The organism is Nocardia sputi (assembly GCF_023501985.1).
This window is the reverse complement of record NZ_JAMFLC010000015.1, coordinates 69,481-86,013: the sequence shown is the minus strand read 5'-3', so window position 1 is coordinate 86,013 and position 16,533 is coordinate 69,481. Positions and strand designations below refer to the sequence as shown.

The window sequence follows — 16,533 nt, the reverse complement described above, 5'->3', positions numbered from 1 at the left end:
GGGTGTGGCGGGAAATTTTCGGCGCATCCGACCAACCACCGTTGCGGATTCCGCGGCGTCCGCCGAGCCACTAGGTCCGAGCATGAGTGCGAACTCTGAGAGAAGTTCCGAGCGCGACACAGGTGTTTCCACCCGTGCGAGGAGTGGCGACCTGTCGCGTGCCGAATCCGACGCGGTATCGGCATTCTCCGCGGCCTGGGAATCCACCCGGCGCCCACCGCCGATCGCCGAATACCTGCCCGACGCCGCCACCTTGCGCCGCGCCGCATTGCTGGAGCTGATCCGCGTCGACTTGCGTCATCGCTGGCTGCGCCGTTCCCGCGCGGGCACGGCGCCGGAACCCGCCACGCGCCTGCGCTTGGCCGATTACTGCGCAGAATTTCCCGAACTCACTTCCGATGATTTTCCTGCCGGTCTGGTGTACGAGGAGTTCGTCATCCGCCGCCAGAGCGGGGCGCGGGTCGATCCGCGCGAATGCCTGCGCGAATATCCGCGACAGGCCGAGGAACTGCGCGAGTTGTTGAACGCCGACGAGATCGACCAGAGCACCCACCGCGCGACCCCGGACGATTCCACCCGGACCGTCGTGGCGCGCCCCCAGGGCCTCCTCGCCGACACCGCGTTGAACCGAACCGCCGAGTCCGATCGTGATTCGGAGATGACCAGAACGACCGCAGCGGATCCGACCGGAACGGCCACCGCCGTGCCTACGACGATCGGCACCGGACCGGGCAGATACAACGCGCTCGACCGCATCGAGGTCGGGCAACGGATCGATGATTTCGATCTGCTGACCGGTTTGGGCAGTGGCGCGTTCGCCCGTGTCTTCCTCGCGCGCCAGCGCTCGCTGCAACGGCTGGTGGCGGTCAAGATCTCCGCCGACCACGGCACCGAGCCGCAGACCCTGGCCCAGCTCGACCACGACTACATCGTGCGAGTGTTCGACCAGCGCCTACTCGACGACGCCGAGGGCGCCGCGCGCCGGCTGCGGCTGCTCTACATGCAGTTCCTTCCCGGTGGCACGCTGCTCGGCCTGCTGCGCCGGGTGCGTGCCACCCCACCCGCCGAGCGCAGCGGCCGGCTCCTGCTCGACGCCGTGGACGCGGCGATGGAGGAGAAGGGCGAGATTCGGCCGACCGACTCCAGCGTGCGCGCCGAGATCACGACACTGAGCTGGCCGGAGACGGTGGCCTGGCTGGGCCGCAGGCTGGCCGAGGCGCTGGAATACGCGTCCTCGCACGGAGTGCTGCACCGCGATGTCAAGCCGGCCAACGTCCTGCTCACCGCCGAGGGCGTGCCGAAACTGGCCGACTTCAACATCAGCTTCAGCCGCAACGTGGAGGGCACCAGTCCAGTGGCCTACTTCGGCGGCTCGCTGGCCTACATGTCGCCGGAACAACTGGAGGCCTGTCATCCCGGTTTCGGCCGTAGCGCCGCCGACCTGGACACTCGCGCCGACATCTATTCGCTCGGGGTGGTGCTGTGGGAGCTGCTCACCGGCGCCAAGCCGTTCGACGACAGCACGGCGGGCGTGGGCGGCCAAGGCGACGACACCACCTTGGAAGCCATGCTGGAGCGGCGCAGCGCCGGTGTGGACACGGCCGCGCTGGAGGCGGTCCCGCCCGACTGCCCCGCCGCGTTGCGCCGTGTGCTGCTGACCTGCCTGGCGCCGGAGCGGGCCGACCGCTGGTCCAGCGGCACCATTCTGGCCAGGCAGCTGGAGATGTGCCTCGACGAGCGCGCACGCGAACTGGTCGATCCCGCGCCGAACAGCTGGCGGCGGCGGCTGCGCCCGTACATAGTGCCGGTCGCGCTGGTGGCGGTGGCACTGCCGAATGTGCTCGCCTCGCTGTACAACATCCAGCACAACGAAAACCTGATCATCAGCCGCATGACCGAGGATGCCCAGCGGACCTTCCTCGTCATCACCGGCACCGTGAACGCGATCTTCTTCCCGGCTGGTATCGCGCTGGTGCTGTACATGGCCAGATACGTGCTCACGGTGCCCCGCGGTCTGCGCAAAGGACGACGATACGACCCGGAGACCCTACAGCGCGCCAGAAAGGACGCGCTACTGATGGGCGATCGTGCCGTGGCCGTGGCATTCTCGCTGTGGGTACTGGCCGGGTTGATCTTCCCGCTCGCATTACAGGTCTCGACCGGGGACATTTCGACACCAGCCATGGTGCACTTCTTCTCTTCCCTGGTGGTGTGCGGTGCGATCGCGGTCGCCTATCCCTTCTTCCTGCTGACCTTCTACATGGTCCGGTGCATCTATCCGCTGTTCCTCCGGCACGGCGACATCAGCCCCGAGGACGCGGTGTGGTTGCGTGGCCTGGACCGGCGCTGCAACCGCTACCTCGCGGTGGCCGCCTCGGTGCCGCTGCTCGCGGTGGCCGGAGTCACTTTCCTGCCCCCGCCCGACATCCCGTCGGTGATCTTCGCGGTCCGGCTGCTGTGTGTGGGCGGCATAATCGCGTTCGTGGGCACCTACTTGCTGTTCCGTGCGCTGGAAGCGGATCTGCATGCGCTGGAGCGGGTCGTCGATCCCGAATCCGCCGCGATGGGAGCCCCCGCGGGCCAGCCTGTACGAGTGTCGACGGCCACAGTGGAGACCAGCACGTGACCTCCTCGCGCACCGATGCCGTCGCCCGGTTCGCCACCGACTGGCAGCGCAGCCTCCACAACGATCGGTTGCCGCCCCGAATCTCCGACTATGTGCCCGACGGCGCGCGGGTGCGCTTGGCCGTACTCGTCGACCTGATCCGGGTGGATCTATGGCGGCGCTGGGAGCGCGAAGGGCTCGGTAAACGGATCGCGGAATACCGATCGGAATTCCCCGAGGTGGAAGACAGCCCCGAGCTGGTCGATCTGGTGTGCGAGGAATTCCGCGCACGCCGGGAACGCGGACCGCTGCCGCCGGAGGACTTCCTCGCCGAGTATCCGGACCTCGCCGACTCGATCCGCGAACGTCTCGCCGTCCTCGCCGCCGACGCCGACCTCAGCGCGGCCGAGTCTCGTGCAGCCGCCGCGGCGCTGGCCGACCTCGCGCCCGGTCTGCGGATAGATGACTTCGACCTGCTCACCGACTTGGGCGCGGGCCTGCTCGGCCGCGTCTTCCTGGCCAGGCAACGTTCGATGCAGCGGCTGGTCGCCGTCCGGTTCTCGGCGGGACGCGCGGGCGCGCCGCACACGATGGCCCAGCTCGACCACTCCCATATCGTGCGCGTCTTCGACCAGCGGGTGCTCAGCGCCGACGCCGCGCGCACCCTGACCGTCGCGGGTCCGCTCGCGAACGGCGGCCGCACCACCACGGCCGCTGAACCGAACGCGACCATCGCGGTGCGTGACCTCGACGCCACGGTTTCCGAGCCGTTCGATCCCGACGCCACGGTCGCGGTCACGCCGGCCCGCCCGACCGCGAGCCACACCGGCGACGATCCGGCAGTCGCCGAGCCCGGTGCTCCGGGCATGGGACGAGCCGACGTAGCCGTCGGCCGACGATCCACCGCGGACGACGCGACGGTCGCCGCCGGAACGAGCGCCGCCGCGGGTAGCAGCAGTGACGACACCACCGTCAGTGCGCCTCGCACGCGTCCTGCGCGCCGCGACGGCACGCCGATCCCCGAGCACGAGGCCGGGCAATCCGCCGGATCGGCCGACGGCACCGTGGTCCTCGCCTATCCGGACGCGACGCAGGCCGAATCGACCGACCCGGACGCCACGCTCCCGGCCCCGCCGGACCAGGCCGACGCCGCGCCCGGCCCACAACTGGCCCCGGACTCCCGCTTGCCCGCACTCCCACGCCTGGTCTACATGCAGTACCTCCCCGGCGGCACCGCGGTCGGGCTGCTCGAGCAACGCCGTCTCGGCCCGGTGACCGACGGCGGCACCCTGCTGCTGCGGGCGGTGGACACCGCCATGGAGGACAAAGGCGAGATCCGTCCGGCGGATTCGAGCGTGCGCACCGAGATCGCGCGGCTCACCTGGCCGGAAACCGTGGCGTGGGTGGGCAGGCGGCTGGCCGACGCGCTGGATTACGCCGAGCACCACGGCGTGCTGCACCACGACATCAAACCGGCGAACGTCCTGTTCACCGCGGAGGGCATCCCGAAGCTCGCGGATTTCGCTCTCGGCGAGGCGGCGCCGCGCACACCCGCTCCGCACCAGCCCGGCGCGACCGACGCACTGGTCTATCGCTCCCCGGAGCAGCTGGCCCATTATCTCGATCCCGATGCGCCCGCCCCGGGTAACGGCAGCGACATCTACTCCCTCGGCGTGCTGCTGTGGGAAATGCTGACGGGGGCAACCCCGTTCGACGATCCGCCGCCCACCGACGACGTCCCCGAGACTTACGCGCGGATGCTCGCGGTGCGCCGTGGCGGCGTCTCGGCGGCGGCCCTGTCACTCCTGCCCGAAGACACTCCAGCCACGCTGCGCCGCGTGCTGCTGGACTGCTTACACGCGGAGCCCCAGCGGCGCTGGCGCAGCGGCGCGGAGCTCGCGGGACAACTCGACCTGTGCCTCGACACCCGCGCGCGCGACCTGGTCGATCCCCCGCCCGACAGCCTCGCCCACCGAGCCCGCGGCTGGCTGCTCCCGGTAGCGGCGCTGTGCGCCGGCGTGCCGAACGTGCTGGCCAGCTTCTACAACATCCAGCTGAACCAGACTCTGATCATCGACCGGATGTCGGCCGCCGACCAGGAGAAGTTCGCGGCGGTCGTATTGATCAACAATCTCATCGCGTTTCCGGTCGCCGCGCTGCTTTTGCTGTTCATCACCCGGCGGCCGCTCGCCATCGCCTACCGGCTCGGCCACGGCCGGGGATACTCCGCGCGCATGCTCGCGAAAGCGCGTCGCGACACCCTGCTGATGGGCGATTGGGCAGTGTGGATCCCCTTCGGTTTCTGGCTGATCGCCGGCATCATCTGGCCGCTGGGAGTGGCCTTCTCCGGTGTAAGCCTGCCGAGCGGGACCTTCTTGCATTTCTTCGCGGCGCAGGTGGTGTGCGCGGCGATAGCCCTGGCCTATCCGTTCTTTCCGATCATGGTCTACTCGGTGCGCTCGATCTATCCACAACTGCTCCTGCGCGGTGGCATCGGCCCTGACGACGAACGCCAGCTGCGCGCGCTGGCCAAGCGCGGCAATTTCTACCTCGGTGTGGCGGCGTCGGTTCCCCTGCTGGGAGTGGCGACCGCGACCTTCGTCGACCCCGCCGACCTGCAGCTGGTGATCGTTCCGGTGCGCGTGCTCAGCGTGGGTGGCATCCTGGCATTCGTGCTGACCTATCGGCTGTTCCGGTTCCTCGAAGCAGATCTGCTCGCTTTGGCCAGGGCGATTCCGCAGCGGGCGCGATGACCCCACCGCGGCCGCTGGGGCGGCTGATGAGCCTGTCGCACGTCCACGATCCGGTCACCACTCCGCTGTATCCGGACGATCCGGAATTCCGCACCGACATCGTGGCCACGATCGCGAACGACGGCTATCACCTGCGCTACATCCAGCAAGGCGAACACACCGGAACACATTGGGGCGCACCGATCCATTTCCGTGCCGACGGGCTGGCCGCGGACGAACTCGAACTGGACGATCTGCTGCTGCCCGCGGTGAAGATCGATGTGCGGCAGCGCTGCGCGGACGATCGCGACTACACGATCACGGTCGGCGATGTGAAGCAATGGGAGGCCGAGCACGGCCGGATTCCGGACGGCGCCGCGGTGGTCGCCTGGACCGGCTGGGACGCCAAGTGGGGTACGCCCGAGTTCATCGGCACGGGCGAATCAGCCGGTCGGCAACCGGGTTTCGCGGTGGAGACGGTGGAATGGCTGTTGCGCACCCGCAGGCTCGGCCGCCGCGGCGCGCTCGGCATCGACACGTTCGGCCCCGACGTGGGAACCGACGAGACGTACGCGGTGTCCAAACTGCTCTACGGCGAGCACCGGATCAGCTTGGAATGCTTGGCGAACCTGACCGCGCTGCCCGCGACCGGGGCGTGGGTGCTGGTGGGCGGACCGATATACCGCGGTGGTTCCGGCTCTCCCGCAACCATTTTCGGTATCCTGGGCGGCTGACGCCTCAGCCGCCGTATACCTTCGGGTCCAGGGTGCCGATGTAGGGCAGGTCGCGGTAACGCTCCGCGTAGTCGAGGCCGTAGCCCACGACGAATTCGTTCGGGATGTCGAAGCCGACGTGCGCGACTTCCACGGGTGTGCGTAGCGCGTCGGGCTTGCGTAGGAGGGTGACCACCTCGAGCGAGGCCGGGTTTCGGGTGGACAGGTTCCGCTTGAGCCACGACAGCGTCAGCCCGGAGTCGATGATGTCCTCGACGATCAGGACGTTGCGGCCGGCGATGTCCTTGTCCAAGTCCTTCATGATGCGCACGACGCCGGAGGAGGAGGTCGACGACCCGTAGGACGAGACGGCCATGAACTCCATCTGGGTCGGGATCGGCAGGGCCTTGGCCAGGTCGGTCATGAAGAAGATCGCGCCCTTGAGCACGCCCACCAGCAGCAGGTCCCCCTCGGGAGCGCCGGGGGGATACCGTTTGGCGATGAGTTCGGCCAGCTCCTGGGTCTTGGCGGCGATCTGTTCCTCGGTGATCAGCACCGACGCGATGTCGTCCCCGTACACGTCAGCTGGTGTCCCTTCCGTGGTGGTGAGCCCGTTGGGCCGGTTCGGTCTGCTTCATCGGTCCGATGTCTTCCGCGCCCAGCCGCAGTGTCAGCCTGCCATGTTCGCGCCCGGCGACCAACCTGCTACCCGGCCTTCCTCCGCCGACCGCGACGCCGCCCTGCCCACGCCACGCTGTCACCAGGTCGTCGACCGCCTGTAAGTGCTTCGTGGTCAGGGCTTTCGCCCCGTTGGCCAGCAACCATGACCGAATGGCCCGTTTGCGCAGGGCCGCGGGCGCAGTGGCGAGGGTCTCGATCACCAGCGTCTGCCCATCACTGGCGGTGTGCCGCAGTTCGGCGGCGAGCGCGTCCAGCACCGCGCCGTCCTCCCGCAACTGCTCGGCCGTCCGCGCGAGCGCCGGGGCGACCCCGCCGCCGAGAATTCGCTCCAACAGCGGCAACGCCTCGGTGCGCAGCCGGACCCTGGTGAACTCCGGCGAGAGGTTGTGCGGGTCCTCGTGCGGCGTCACGCCCAGGTCGGCGCACACTCGCCGGGTGGTCTCCCGGCGCACTCCGAGCAGCGGCCGCCCCCAAGGCTCGCTACAGGGCGCCATCCCTTGGATCGAGCGCCCACCCGAGCCGCGCGCGAGCCCGAGCAGCACGGTTTCGGCCTGGTCGTCGAGCGTGTGCCCGAGCAGCACCGGCAGGCCCCCGCGCGCGGATTCCAGCGCCGCGTAGCGGGCTTGGCGCGCGGCGGCTTCCACCCCGCCCTCGGTGCCGACCTGGACCGCGAGCACACGCGCGGACCGGCAGCCCAGAGCGAGCGCCTGAGCCGCCGCCTCGGCGGCGACGGCCCCGGAACCGGGTTGCAGCCGGTGATCGACCACCAGCGCGTCGACCGCATGCGTCTCGACCACCGCGGCCGCCGTGAGGGCCAGCGAATCCGCGCCACCGGACAGCGCCACAGCGACTGCTTGCTCCTCGGTTTCTCGCGGCCCGAATCCGGTCAGCCAGTCCCGGACGGCTCGGCGGACGGCGAGCACGGCGGCGGTCTCCGGGAGGCGCCGAACGGTGCCGGGCTCAGGCGGACGCCCGACGCCGGATGACCCGGCCTCCGGCCCGGAACGCCCGTGTGTCCCTCTCGGCGCACGCCCCATGGGCGCAGCCTACCGACCGGACTCGCGCACCGCCGCACCGCCGGGCCCGAAGGCGGCGCGCTCGCTCAGGCCAGCACGCGCTCGATCCAGCGCTGCGGATGCTCGATCTCGTCGGGGCGGGGCAGCGTGTCGGCATCGGTCCACACGGTGTTGAACCGCGTCATCCCGACGGTGCCGACCACCTCGTCCACGAACTTCTTGCCGCGCACATACTGCGCGACCTTCGCGTCCACCCCGAGCAGGGCGCGCAGGATGCGTTGCACCGGGTTGGTCGGACGCCTGCGCCGCTGGTCGAACGCGGTGCGGATCTGCTCGACCGACGGGACGACGGCGGGGCCGACCGCGTCCATGACGTGATCGGCGTGGCCCTCCAGCAGAGTGCCGAGCATGAGCAGGCGGTCCAGCGCCTCGCGCTGCGGCGGCGCCTGGGTGGCGCGCAGCAGACCGATCACGCCGCGTGCGGCCGGGTCGTCGGAGGCGGTGCCGCGACGGCGGTCACGTACCTCGTCGACCAGGCGCGACAGCATATCGCCGAGCGGCTCGTCACCGACCTCGCCGAGCACCTCGACGTTGGCGCGCATGTAGTCGCCGAGCCAGGGCGCGGAGGAGAACTGCACGCGGTGGGTCACCTCGTGCAGGCAGACCCAGAGCCGGAAATCGCTCGGTGACACCCCCAGCGCGCGCTCGACCGCGACGATGTTCGGCGCGACCAGCAGCAGGGTGCCGTCCGATCCCGTGAACGGGTCGTATTGGCCGAGGATGGCGGTGGACAGGAAGGCGAGCATCGCCCCCGCCTGCACACCGGCGGGTTTGCCCGCCAGCAGCTTGCGTTCGGCCCGCGTTTCACCGGTTCCGGTGAGCTGGGCCATCGAGTCGGCGGCGGCGGAAATCCATCCCGGCCGGTCGACGATCCTGGCAGCGGGCACCGGCCGGTCGTCCAGCAACCCGGTGACCTCACGCACGGGCCCCTCGGCTCGCACCGAGGCATCGGCGAGTTCGGTGACCACCTGCCGGGCCGAGTAGCGCGAGGTACGCGGACCCGCGGGTACCAGCGCGGAGCCGGTTCTCGCGGCCAAGCGCCAATCGACCACGCCGGACAGACCCGAACGGGCCTTGCCTCGGCCGACCGCGCCCGCGGAGCCGGACTCGGCTGTGTCGGAACCTTGCTGGGTCATACTCAACCACCCGTCACGAGCATCCACAGTTTCGCAGCGTGCCTGCGATCGCGTCCAACGCGGGCCTGCTCACCTCCGGCGGTCGATCGTTCGACATCAAAGCGAAGGTCAGCACCCGCCCATCGGCGTCCAGCACATACCCGACCAACGCGCTGGACACCGACAGAGTTCCGGTCTTGGCCCGCACCCAGCCCGCGGCCTGCCGGTCCCGGGTGACGTAGCGGCTGGTCAGCGAGCCCGTGGCGCCCGCAACCGGCAGGTGGTCGAGCATCGGCGCCAAGGTGGCCGCGATCCGGTCGTTCTCCGGCTTGGCCTTGGTACCGGCCGGTTGCACCGCCGTGGCGCCGGTGGGCTTGGCCGCGGTCGCCACGACCCGGTCGAGCAACCGCGCGGGAATCCGGTCGTCGACCGAAAGCCCACTGCTGTCGTGCATATCCAGGCCGGACAGATCGAAACCGGCCTTGCTCAGCGCCGCGCGCACCGCGGCGACGCCACCGTCGAAGGAAGCCGGGCCACCGGTGGCCGCGGCGATCTCCCGCCCGATCGCCTCGGCGAGCACGTTGTCGGAATAGACCATCGTGTCGCGCAGCCGGTCGCGCAGCGGCGCCGACTGCACAGAAGCGACCTCGGTCGCGCCTACGGGGGCGACGCCCGCCCGCACTCGCGCCGGGTCGAGCCCCAGATCGGCGGCGAGTCGCCGTCCGGCGTCCAGGGCGGGCGTCGGGGTGCGGGGCGAGTACTCCACAAGGGGCTGCAAGCGGCCGCCGTCGATCATCACCGGCTCGATAGGGGCGATGGAGCCCTCGGGGATGTCGATCGGGTCCCAGCCCTTCGCCATGGTCGGGCCGGTGTAAGCGGAGGTGTCGACGATGATCGTGTCCACCGGGCGGCCCGCGGACTTGATCTGGGCGACCAGGTCGGACAGACGCGGTCCGTTCGGGTAGTAGCCCTTGCCGTCCGGTTGCGCGGTGAGCGTCGGATCGCCGCCGCCGACCAGCACCAGTTCGTTCGGCGCGGAACCGGCGACCACCTTCGTGGTCACCCGATGCTCGGCGGGCAGCGTGAGCAGGGCGGCCGCGGTGGTGAGGATCTTCGCGGTGGACGACGGGATCATCGGGCGGTTCGCATCGCCGCTCCACAGCACCATCGCGCTGTCGGCGTCGGTCACCTGGCCCGCGAACGCGCCGAGGTCCGGGTTGCCGATGACCGGCGCGAGCGCGGCCGCGACGCCCGCCGGACTCGGTGCGGAACCGGTGGGCCGGGCCGCGCCGACCTGTGGCGACGGTTCGACCGGAGCGGGCGGGGCGGCGATGGTCAACCCGCCGTGCCGGAACTCGTCGGTCCACGGCCGCACCGCGAGCAGTGCCACGACGGCGACGGCGAGCAGCACGACCAGCGTGGCCGAGATCCAGATCCATCTGTTGCGACGCCGCCGGGCGGCCAGCCCACCGATGTTCTCGTTGCCACCAAACACGTCGCCGCCGCTCTCCTGACCGATTCCCGCAGCAGCCGCCTGCCGCACCCATATCCCCGGGGACCACACTATCCTCGTTGCGCAACCGTTCCCCTGAACAACCTGGCGAGTCGGCGCACTCCGCAGCGGCCGAGTCGGCAGTCGCCGAAAAGAAGCCGAGTCGCCGGGCTCGGCACCGATGCACGAAGGAGATGGCGTGGAGTTCGACGTCACCATCGAGATTCCCAAGGGTTCTCGGAACAAGTACGAGGTCGATCACGAGACCGGCCGGGTCCGGCTCGACCGGTTCCTGTACACGTCCATGGTCTATCCCGCCGACTACGGCTACATCGAGAACACCCTCGGTGAAGACGGTGACCCGCTGGACGCGCTGGTCCTGCTGCCCGACTCGGTGTTCCCCGGCGTGATCGTGGAGGCCCGTCCGGTCGCGATGTACAAGATGACCGACGAGGCCGGCGGCGACGACAAGGTTCTGTGCGTACCGGCGGGCGACCCGCGCTGGGACCACATCCAGGATCTGAAGGACGTCCCGGAGTTCGAGCTGGCCGCGATCAAGCACTTCTTCGAGCGCTACAAGGACCTGGAGCCCGGCAAGTACGTCAAGGGCTCGGAGTGGGTCGGGCGCGCCGAGGCCGAGGCAGAGGTCGAGGCGTCCATCCAGCGCCTGAAGGACCAGGGCGGACACTGAAAGCCGCTACGGCACAAGCGAAGCGGGGAGTCCGGTAGGCCCGGACTCCCCGCTTCGCTCTGCGGGCCGCATCGAAGGCCCGAGAGGGTGAAAAGGGACACCCGGATACCGGATGCCCCTTCTCGGTGACAGGTGGCTCAGTAGGAGATGTAAAGGTCCCAGCCGTCGTAGGTCTCGATGCACTCCCAGTAGTAGCCGCCGGTGCTCGGCGAGATACCGTCCGCCCGGCAGGCTTCGAAGGTCGCGTAGGTACCGATGTAGGTGCCGCTGTAGGCGACGTCCTGGTAAACCGGCGCGGCCGAGGCCGAAGCGGCCGTCGACACCCCGGCGACGGCAGCGGTGGCCAGCAGACCAGCGGCGAGGAAGGACTTGATACGCATTTCTTGTGCTCCTGAATGCGAGGCGAAATCTTTTACGTCCCAAACGATATGGACGTTCGGCGCCGCACACAGCCACCCCTAGGGTGAGGGCAGGGCAACCCTGAGGCGAATCACCTTGCCCACCCTTCCTACCCACCCTTGGTGCACGGCGCGCCCGACCCGCCGTCGGGCGCCGTGGGCATCACCGACCGCGGAACTCGGGCGGGCGCTTCTCGAAGACGGCCTTGATCGCCTCGGTGAGGTCCTCCGAGGGCAGGAACGCGGCATTCCACGCGGAGACGTAGCGCAGGCCCGCTGCGACCTCGTCCTTACGCCGCTGATCCAGCACGTCTTTGACACCCTGCACCACCAGCGGCGGGTTCGCGGCGATCTCGCGCGCGGTGGCGTGCGCGGCGTCCAACACCGACTCCTGGTCCGGGAAGACGTCGTTGACCAGGCCGATCTTCTCCGCGCGCGCGGCGTCGATGTCCTTGGCGGTGTAGGCGAGCTCACGCAGGTGTCCCTCGCCGATGATGCCGGGCAGCCGGTGCAGCGAGCCGATGTCCGCGACGATCGCGACCTTGGCCTCTCGCAGGCTGAATTTGGCGTCCGCGCTGGCATAGCGGATGTCGACCGCCGCGATCAGGTCCAGCCCGCCGCCGATGCACCAGCCGGACACGGCGGCGATCACCGGCTTGCGGCAGTCCGCCACCGCCGTGACCGAGGCCTGCATCTTGCGCAGTTCGGTCAGGAAGTCGGTGCGCGGCGCGGCCAGCGCCCGTTCGGCCAGCAGCGGACCGAACGTGCCGCTCATCGCGGGCAGGTCGAGGCCGTAAGAGAAATGCTTTCCCGAGCCGGTCAGCACGATCGCGCGCACCTCGGAATCGGCGTCGAGCGCTTGGAAGACCTCCGGCAACTCGCGCCAGAAGTCGGGGCCCATCGCATTGCCCTTGCCGGGGCCGGTCAGCGTCACCTGCGCGACGTGATCCTTGGTTTCGACGGTGAAAGCCTGCCAATCTGTCATTTGTACAGCGTATCGAGACTCGTCGCGGCCGGTATTCCGACCCGGGAAACGTCCCGGCGTGCGCGACTCGCAAAGGAAGTCGCGCGAGTGTAAAGGCTGTGCGAATTCGCAGTGATCTACTGGTTCCCGGTTCGGAGAAAAGCGGATCATGAGCAGGTCAGCAAACCTCATTCATCGGGTTCGGAGGACACTGTGCTGATGCATCGCGGAATCGGCCTCGACCGATTCAACCAAATGCCCCGCGGTCGCGCGGTTCACGCGCTGTATGAATGCTGTTGCAACGTGACGTGGGCGGCGACACTCGCCGACGCTCGCCCGTACCGGGACCGCGAGGCACTGCTGAGCAAGGCCGATGCCGAACTGCTCGCGTTGTCCCCGCGGGATGTCGACCGCGCCTTCGAAGCGGTTGCGCACGAAGCGGTCTCCTCGCGCGACGTGACCGAACTCGCGCGGATCACCGGCGAACGCATCGCCGGAATGCTCGGTCCCAGCGAGGGATACCCGGAATACTGAGCGGGCGGCGCGACTCGCCCGGCGTACGGTCCGCAATCGCTCTACCCTGGTGAGATGCGCAGGTCGTCATTGCCCCCGGTCGCCTGCCGGGTCGCGGACACCCTCATCTCACGGGGCCATCACGGTCTCATCGTCGCCCAGCCGGAACCGACGCACACCGCCGCGGATGCCGCGCGCGCACTCGGCGTCGATGTCGGGGCGATCACCAAATCACTGGTATTCCTGCTCGACGACGACCCGGTGCTGCTACTGGTTTCGGGCGCGCACCAGGTCGACTTGGCGAAGACCGGTGCGCGCCTGGAAGGGACACTGACCCGCGCCCCCGCCGATATGGTGCGCGAAGTGACCGGTCAGCCCATCGGCGGCGTCGCGCCGGTCGGCCACCCGACCAACCTTCCCACCTGGGTGGACAACGCGCTGGCCGCCCATCGAGAGATATGGGCCGCGGGCGGGCACCCGAACACCATTTTCCGCACGTCGTTCCCACAGTTGCTGCGGATCACCGCGGGTCTTCCGATCGACGTGGACTGACTCGGGCCCGGGCCGCGGAAATCATGCCGAAGGCCACACACCCCGCGCGGTTCGGGCGTCCGGGCGTAGTTTCGTCATGTGACCGACGCACCACGGCCGGAGACGGGACTACAGATTCCCGATGATCTGAGCGGCATCACCGCGGAGCAGTATCGCGCGTCCATGCGCCACTATCCGGCGGGCGTCACCGTCGTGACGCTGAACTCGCCGCAGGGGCCGGTCGGCTTCACCGCGACCTCCTTCGCCTCGCTGTCGCTGGATCCGCCGCTGGTCTCGTTCAACATCGCGCACACCTCCTCCAGCCTGTCCGCCATGCTGGACGCCGAGTCCGTCGTCATCCATTTCCTCGGCGAACACCAGCAGCACCTGGCCCACCGGTTCTCCCGCGCCGCCGAGGAGCGCTTCACCGACCGCGCACTGTGGACCACGTTGGACACCGGCGAACCGGTTCTGCACGGCACCCCCATCTGGCTGCGCGCCACCGTGCACCAGTTGATCCCCATCGGCGACCACACCTTCGTCGTCGGCTTGGTCACCCGCGTCCACGACAACACCGACGAAAAGCCCGCCGCCTCGCCACTGCTGTACTACAACGGCCGCTACTACCGCCCCACCGCCCTGGGCGACTGACCGTAGATTCCGACTACGCCACCCGGCCTCACGCCCCGTCCAAGGTGGCGAAGTCGACGTCCACGGGGAAAGGGCCGGTCAGCCGGAGCACGTACTCGGACACTGGTGAGACGACTTCGACCACCAGCAGTACGTCCGCCGTCGTCAACTTGCGATCGCCATTGATACACCGGTGCAACGCCACGTCCGGGCGGCGAAAAGAGAAACCAGGGCTTCCCAGGCGGCTGCGCACGTAATGCATTTCGAAGTCGGTCACTACTCCGGTGCACGGCTCGTCCGGGGCGGCCTGCTCCAACGCGTTGGCCAGTCGCCGCGCCACATTGTTGTGCTCGAAGGTCCCACTGCGGCAGATGATCACATGGCCGTCGACCACCTCGATCTGCCGCTGGATGTCTTCGGGAAGCGCCGCGTAGCCCTCCTCTGTGATGAGGAGGGCCCCCGGATCGGTGGCCCAGACGGGCAGCGTGCTCATAAGTTCGCCTCAGCTCGGATTCGAATACGGCGATAGTATCCGGCGGCGCTGCCCTGATCGGGCGTACGCGGACTCAGCCGACCAAGCAGGGGGCAGCGCCGGCGGGAGCCGTGGAGGTGAAGGGGCGGGTTTCGGGGGTGGGATTCCACAGGCCGTTGGTGACGGTGTAGTCCCAGGTGGGGCCGGTGCGCACCAGGGTGTCCACGGCCTCGACGAGACGGTCGGCGTCGGCGGAGGTGGTGCCGAGGCCGATGCTGGCGCGCAGGGCGCCGGCCAGCCCGAGGCGGGTGAGCAGCGGATGGGCGCAGAAACGTCCGTCACGCACGCCGATGCCGTGCTCGGCGGAGAGATAGGCGGCCACGTGGCCGGGGGCGAAGTCGGCGAGTGTGAAGGCGACGATGCCGACGGAGTCGGGACTGTCAGTCCAGATGCGCAACAGCTGGACGCCGGGGATCGCGGCCAAGCCGTCGCGGAGGCGGTCGGCGAGCCGATGCTCGTGCGCGGCAAGGGTTTCGGCGTCGATGGCACCGAGCGTGTCACAGGCGGCGGCCAGCGCGGCGGCGCCGAGCACATTCGGCGAACCGGCTTCGTGCCGCTGCGGAGCAGGCGCCCACTCGGCCCCGTCGGTACGCACCTCGCGCACCGCCCCACCACCGGCCAGGTACGGCTGGGCCGCGTCGAGCCAATCCCGCTTGCCCACCAGCACACCCGCACCGAACGGCGCGTACAGCTTGTGTCCGGAGAACGCCAGATAGTCGATGCCGGTGTCGCGCAGGCTGATCCGCCGATGTGGCGCCAACTGCGCCGCGTCCACCAGGATGCGGGCGCCGCACTGGTGGGCGATGGTGGCCAGACGCTCCAGCGGAAGCACCTCACCGGTCACGTTCGAGGCGCCGGTCACCGCGAGCAAAGCCGCGGGCCTGCTGCACAGTTCGGCGACCAGCTTGCCGATCGTCTCCTCGACCGTGCCCGCCGCCTGCACGACGCGCCTTCCATTCCTGGTCCACGGCAGGAGGTTGGCGTGGTGCTCGATGTCGAGCACCACCGTGTCGCCGGGGACACAGGACGCGAGCAGGTTGAGCGAGTCCGTGGTGTTGCGGGTGAAGACGACCACCTGGTCGTCGGCGGTGTCGAGGAACCGACAGACCGACCCGCGAGCGGCCTCGTAGCACTCGGTGGAGATCCGGGAGGCGTAGCCCGCACCGCGGTGCACGCTCGCGTAGAACGGAAGCAGCTGCTGCACACGCTCGCTGACCTGCGTCAAAGCGGGCGCACTCGCCGCGTAGTCGAAGTTGGCGTAGGTCGCCGTTCCGCCTTGCACCAGCGGCACGCGCAGTTGGTCACCGGAGACCTGGGCGAGTGCGGCACAGGCGTTGTCGAGGGCAGTAGTCATCACGTGAATCCCGTCGGCTAAGGGACCCGCGATCAGATGAGTCGTCGAGTCCGCGCTTGCCGCGCCCGGTCGGGCGGCGGCCGGGTCGTCACCCGGAGCACCCCACCGCGGAGGAGGGTTGCCGGCCAGCAAGCCGGGGCTTTGCACTGGCACTCATGACCTGACCCGAGAGTGGCAGAAGCGCCCCGGCACTGTCAACCACATCCGACCCGAGTCCCCCACGAGCACCGCGTGGACCTAACCACCATGTGGGAGCCATTACAAGCACCCCCACGAAGACACGCGAGCCGCGCCTGCCTCGCGAAATCGTGGACCCCTCGGCGACAGACGACTGCCACCGCGCCCGGTGCCGCGATCCGCGACTCGACGTTCGGCACCACCGTGCGGGAGGCAACCGACCACTTCGATGAGCGGAATCACACCCTCGGTTCAGCGATCTCGTGGCGAATGCACGAGACTGACCCGCCGACCAGCCGTTGCCCTGCGGAAAGCCGTAAATAGCGGGC

The 16,533-nt window shown here is 69.3% G+C and carries 15 protein-coding genes and 1 riboswitch; of the genes, 7 read left to right on the top strand and 8 right to left on the bottom strand.

The features are described from left to right. Window positions 1–82 precede the first annotated feature (82 nt). From M8859_RS19985 to M8859_RS19975, 3 genes are read left to right on the top strand one after another with little or no spacing between them, the layout of a single operon-like run. Complete coding sequence (locus M8859_RS19985) at window positions 83–2,626, top strand: serine/threonine-protein kinase (RefSeq protein WP_195070243.1); 2,544 nt, start codon at window positions 83–85, stop codon at window positions 2,624–2,626. Beyond that, window positions 2,623–5,358: a protein kinase domain-containing protein gene (locus M8859_RS19980; protein WP_249644694.1), complete on the top strand. Its 2,736-nt coding sequence runs from the start codon at window positions 2,623–2,625 to the stop codon at window positions 5,356–5,358. The genes M8859_RS19985 and M8859_RS19980 overlap by 4 nt, the downstream gene beginning before the upstream one ends. Then, the gene (locus tag M8859_RS19975; protein WP_249644693.1) at window positions 5,355–6,071 is read left to right on the top strand and encodes a cyclase family protein; all 717 of its coding nucleotides are present in this window, start codon (window positions 5,355–5,357) and stop codon (window positions 6,069–6,071) included. The genes M8859_RS19980 and M8859_RS19975 overlap by 4 nt, the downstream gene beginning before the upstream one ends. A 4-nt stretch (window positions 6,072–6,075) precedes the next feature. On the opposite strand, the gene hpt is transcribed toward M8859_RS19975, so the two are convergent. The 4 genes from hpt to dacB form a co-directional block, all read right to left on the bottom strand. Then, window positions 6,076–6,630, bottom strand: a complete 555-nt coding sequence (gene hpt / locus M8859_RS19970; RefSeq protein WP_159924535.1) for a hypoxanthine phosphoribosyltransferase — start codon at window positions 6,628–6,630, stop codon at window positions 6,076–6,078. Between the two features lies 1 nt (window position 6,631). Then, window positions 6,632–7,768, bottom strand: coding sequence for a tRNA lysidine(34) synthetase TilS (gene tilS, locus M8859_RS19965; protein WP_249644692.1), 1,137 nt, complete (start codon window positions 7,766–7,768; stop codon window positions 6,632–6,634). Window positions 7,769–7,833: 65 nt separating this feature from the next. Continuing rightward, window positions 7,834–8,943: an Rv3626c family coenzyme F420 biosynthesis-associated protein gene (locus M8859_RS19960; protein WP_195070240.1), complete on the bottom strand. Its 1,110-nt coding sequence runs from the start codon at window positions 8,941–8,943 to the stop codon at window positions 7,834–7,836. Window positions 8,944–8,956: 13 nt separating this feature from the next. Beyond that, on the bottom strand, window positions 8,957–10,396 hold the full coding sequence (gene dacB / locus M8859_RS19955) for a D-alanyl-D-alanine carboxypeptidase/D-alanyl-D-alanine endopeptidase (protein WP_159924807.1): 1,440 nt from the start codon (window positions 10,394–10,396) through the stop codon (window positions 8,957–8,959). 217 nt (window positions 10,397–10,613) lie between these two features. Here dacB and M8859_RS19950 point away from each other — a divergent pair, with 217 nt between their 5' ends. Continuing rightward, the gene (locus M8859_RS19950) at window positions 10,614–11,105 is read left to right on the top strand and encodes an inorganic diphosphatase (protein ID WP_014348688.1); all 492 of its coding nucleotides are present in this window, start codon (window positions 10,614–10,616) and stop codon (window positions 11,103–11,105) included. 137 nt (window positions 11,106–11,242) lie between these two features. Here M8859_RS19950 and M8859_RS19945 read toward each other — a convergent pair whose 3' ends face one another. Together M8859_RS19945 and M8859_RS19940 are read right to left on the bottom strand one after the other, a co-directional pair. Beyond that, the gene (locus tag M8859_RS19945) at window positions 11,243–11,485 is read right to left on the bottom strand and encodes a hypothetical protein (RefSeq protein WP_195070238.1); all 243 of its coding nucleotides are present in this window, start codon (window positions 11,483–11,485) and stop codon (window positions 11,243–11,245) included. 181 nt (window positions 11,486–11,666) lie between these two features. Beyond that, entirely contained in the window at window positions 11,667–12,488 is an 822-nt protein-coding gene (locus M8859_RS19940) for a crotonase/enoyl-CoA hydratase family protein (protein ID WP_159924527.1), read from the bottom strand. A 198-nt stretch (window positions 12,489–12,686) separates the two neighbouring features. On the opposite strand from M8859_RS19940, the gene M8859_RS19935 reads away from it, so the two are divergent. The 3 genes from M8859_RS19935 (at window position 12,687) to M8859_RS19925 (ending at window position 14,162) form a co-directional block, all read left to right on the top strand. Next, a complete protein-coding gene (locus M8859_RS19935) occupies window positions 12,687–13,001 on the top strand; it encodes a 2-oxo-4-hydroxy-4-carboxy-5-ureidoimidazoline decarboxylase (RefSeq protein WP_223520204.1) in 315 nt (104 codons plus the stop codon). Window positions 13,002–13,055: 54 nt separating this feature from the next. Further along, window positions 13,056–13,532: a YbaK/EbsC family protein gene (locus tag M8859_RS19930; protein WP_159924523.1), complete on the top strand. Its 477-nt coding sequence runs from the start codon at window positions 13,056–13,058 to the stop codon at window positions 13,530–13,532. Window positions 13,533–13,610: 78 nt separating this feature from the next. After that, window positions 13,611–14,162, top strand: a complete 552-nt coding sequence (locus tag M8859_RS19925; RefSeq protein WP_321210174.1) for a flavin reductase family protein — start codon at window positions 13,611–13,613, stop codon at window positions 14,160–14,162. Between the two features lie 28 nt (window positions 14,163–14,190). Here the strand turns inward: M8859_RS19925 and M8859_RS19920 are convergent, their stop codons facing one another. Both M8859_RS19920 and M8859_RS19915 read right to left on the bottom strand, forming a co-directional pair. Beyond that, window positions 14,191–14,634, bottom strand: coding sequence for a Uma2 family endonuclease (locus M8859_RS19920; protein ID WP_249644691.1), 444 nt, complete (start codon window positions 14,632–14,634; stop codon window positions 14,191–14,193). A 73-nt stretch (window positions 14,635–14,707) separates the two neighbouring features. Next, entirely contained in the window at window positions 14,708–16,027 is a 1,320-nt protein-coding gene (locus M8859_RS19915) for an aminotransferase class V-fold PLP-dependent enzyme (protein ID WP_223520200.1), read from the bottom strand. 47 nt (window positions 16,028–16,074) lie between these two features. Then, a riboswitch (SAM riboswitch) is annotated at window positions 16,075–16,188 on the bottom strand. Between the last annotated feature and the right edge of the window lie 345 nt (window positions 16,189–16,533).

Bases quoted from the DNA above. Each gene is read 5' to 3' on its own strand.
- M8859_RS19985 (WP_195070243.1), top strand. From the start codon at position 83: ATGAGTGCGAACTCTGAGAGAAGTTCCGAGCGCGACACAGGTGTTTCC.
- M8859_RS19975 (WP_249644693.1), top strand. From the start codon at position 5,355: ATGACCCCACCGCGGCCGCTGGGGCGGCTGATGAGCCTGTCGCACGTC.
- tilS (WP_249644692.1), bottom strand. From the start codon at position 7,768: ATGGGGCGTGCGCCGAGAGGGACACACGGGCGTTCCGGGCCGGAGGCC.
- M8859_RS19960 (WP_195070240.1), bottom strand. From the start codon at position 8,943: ATGACCCAGCAAGGTTCCGACACAGCCGAGTCCGGCTCCGCGGGCGCG.
- M8859_RS19945 (WP_195070238.1), bottom strand. From the start codon at position 11,485: ATGCGTATCAAGTCCTTCCTCGCCGCTGGTCTGCTGGCCACCGCTGCC.
- M8859_RS19940 (WP_159924527.1), bottom strand. From the start codon at position 12,488: ATGACAGATTGGCAGGCTTTCACCGTCGAAACCAAGGATCACGTCGCG.
- M8859_RS19935 (WP_223520204.1), top strand. From the start codon at position 12,687: ATGCATCGCGGAATCGGCCTCGACCGATTCAACCAAATGCCCCGCGGT.
- M8859_RS19930 (WP_159924523.1), top strand. From the start codon at position 13,056: ATGCGCAGGTCGTCATTGCCCCCGGTCGCCTGCCGGGTCGCGGACACC.
- M8859_RS19920 (WP_249644691.1), bottom strand. From the start codon at position 14,634: ATGAGCACGCTGCCCGTCTGGGCCACCGATCCGGGGGCCCTCCTCATC.
- M8859_RS19915 (WP_223520200.1), bottom strand. From the start codon at position 16,027: ATGACTACTGCCCTCGACAACGCCTGTGCCGCACTCGCCCAGGTCTCC.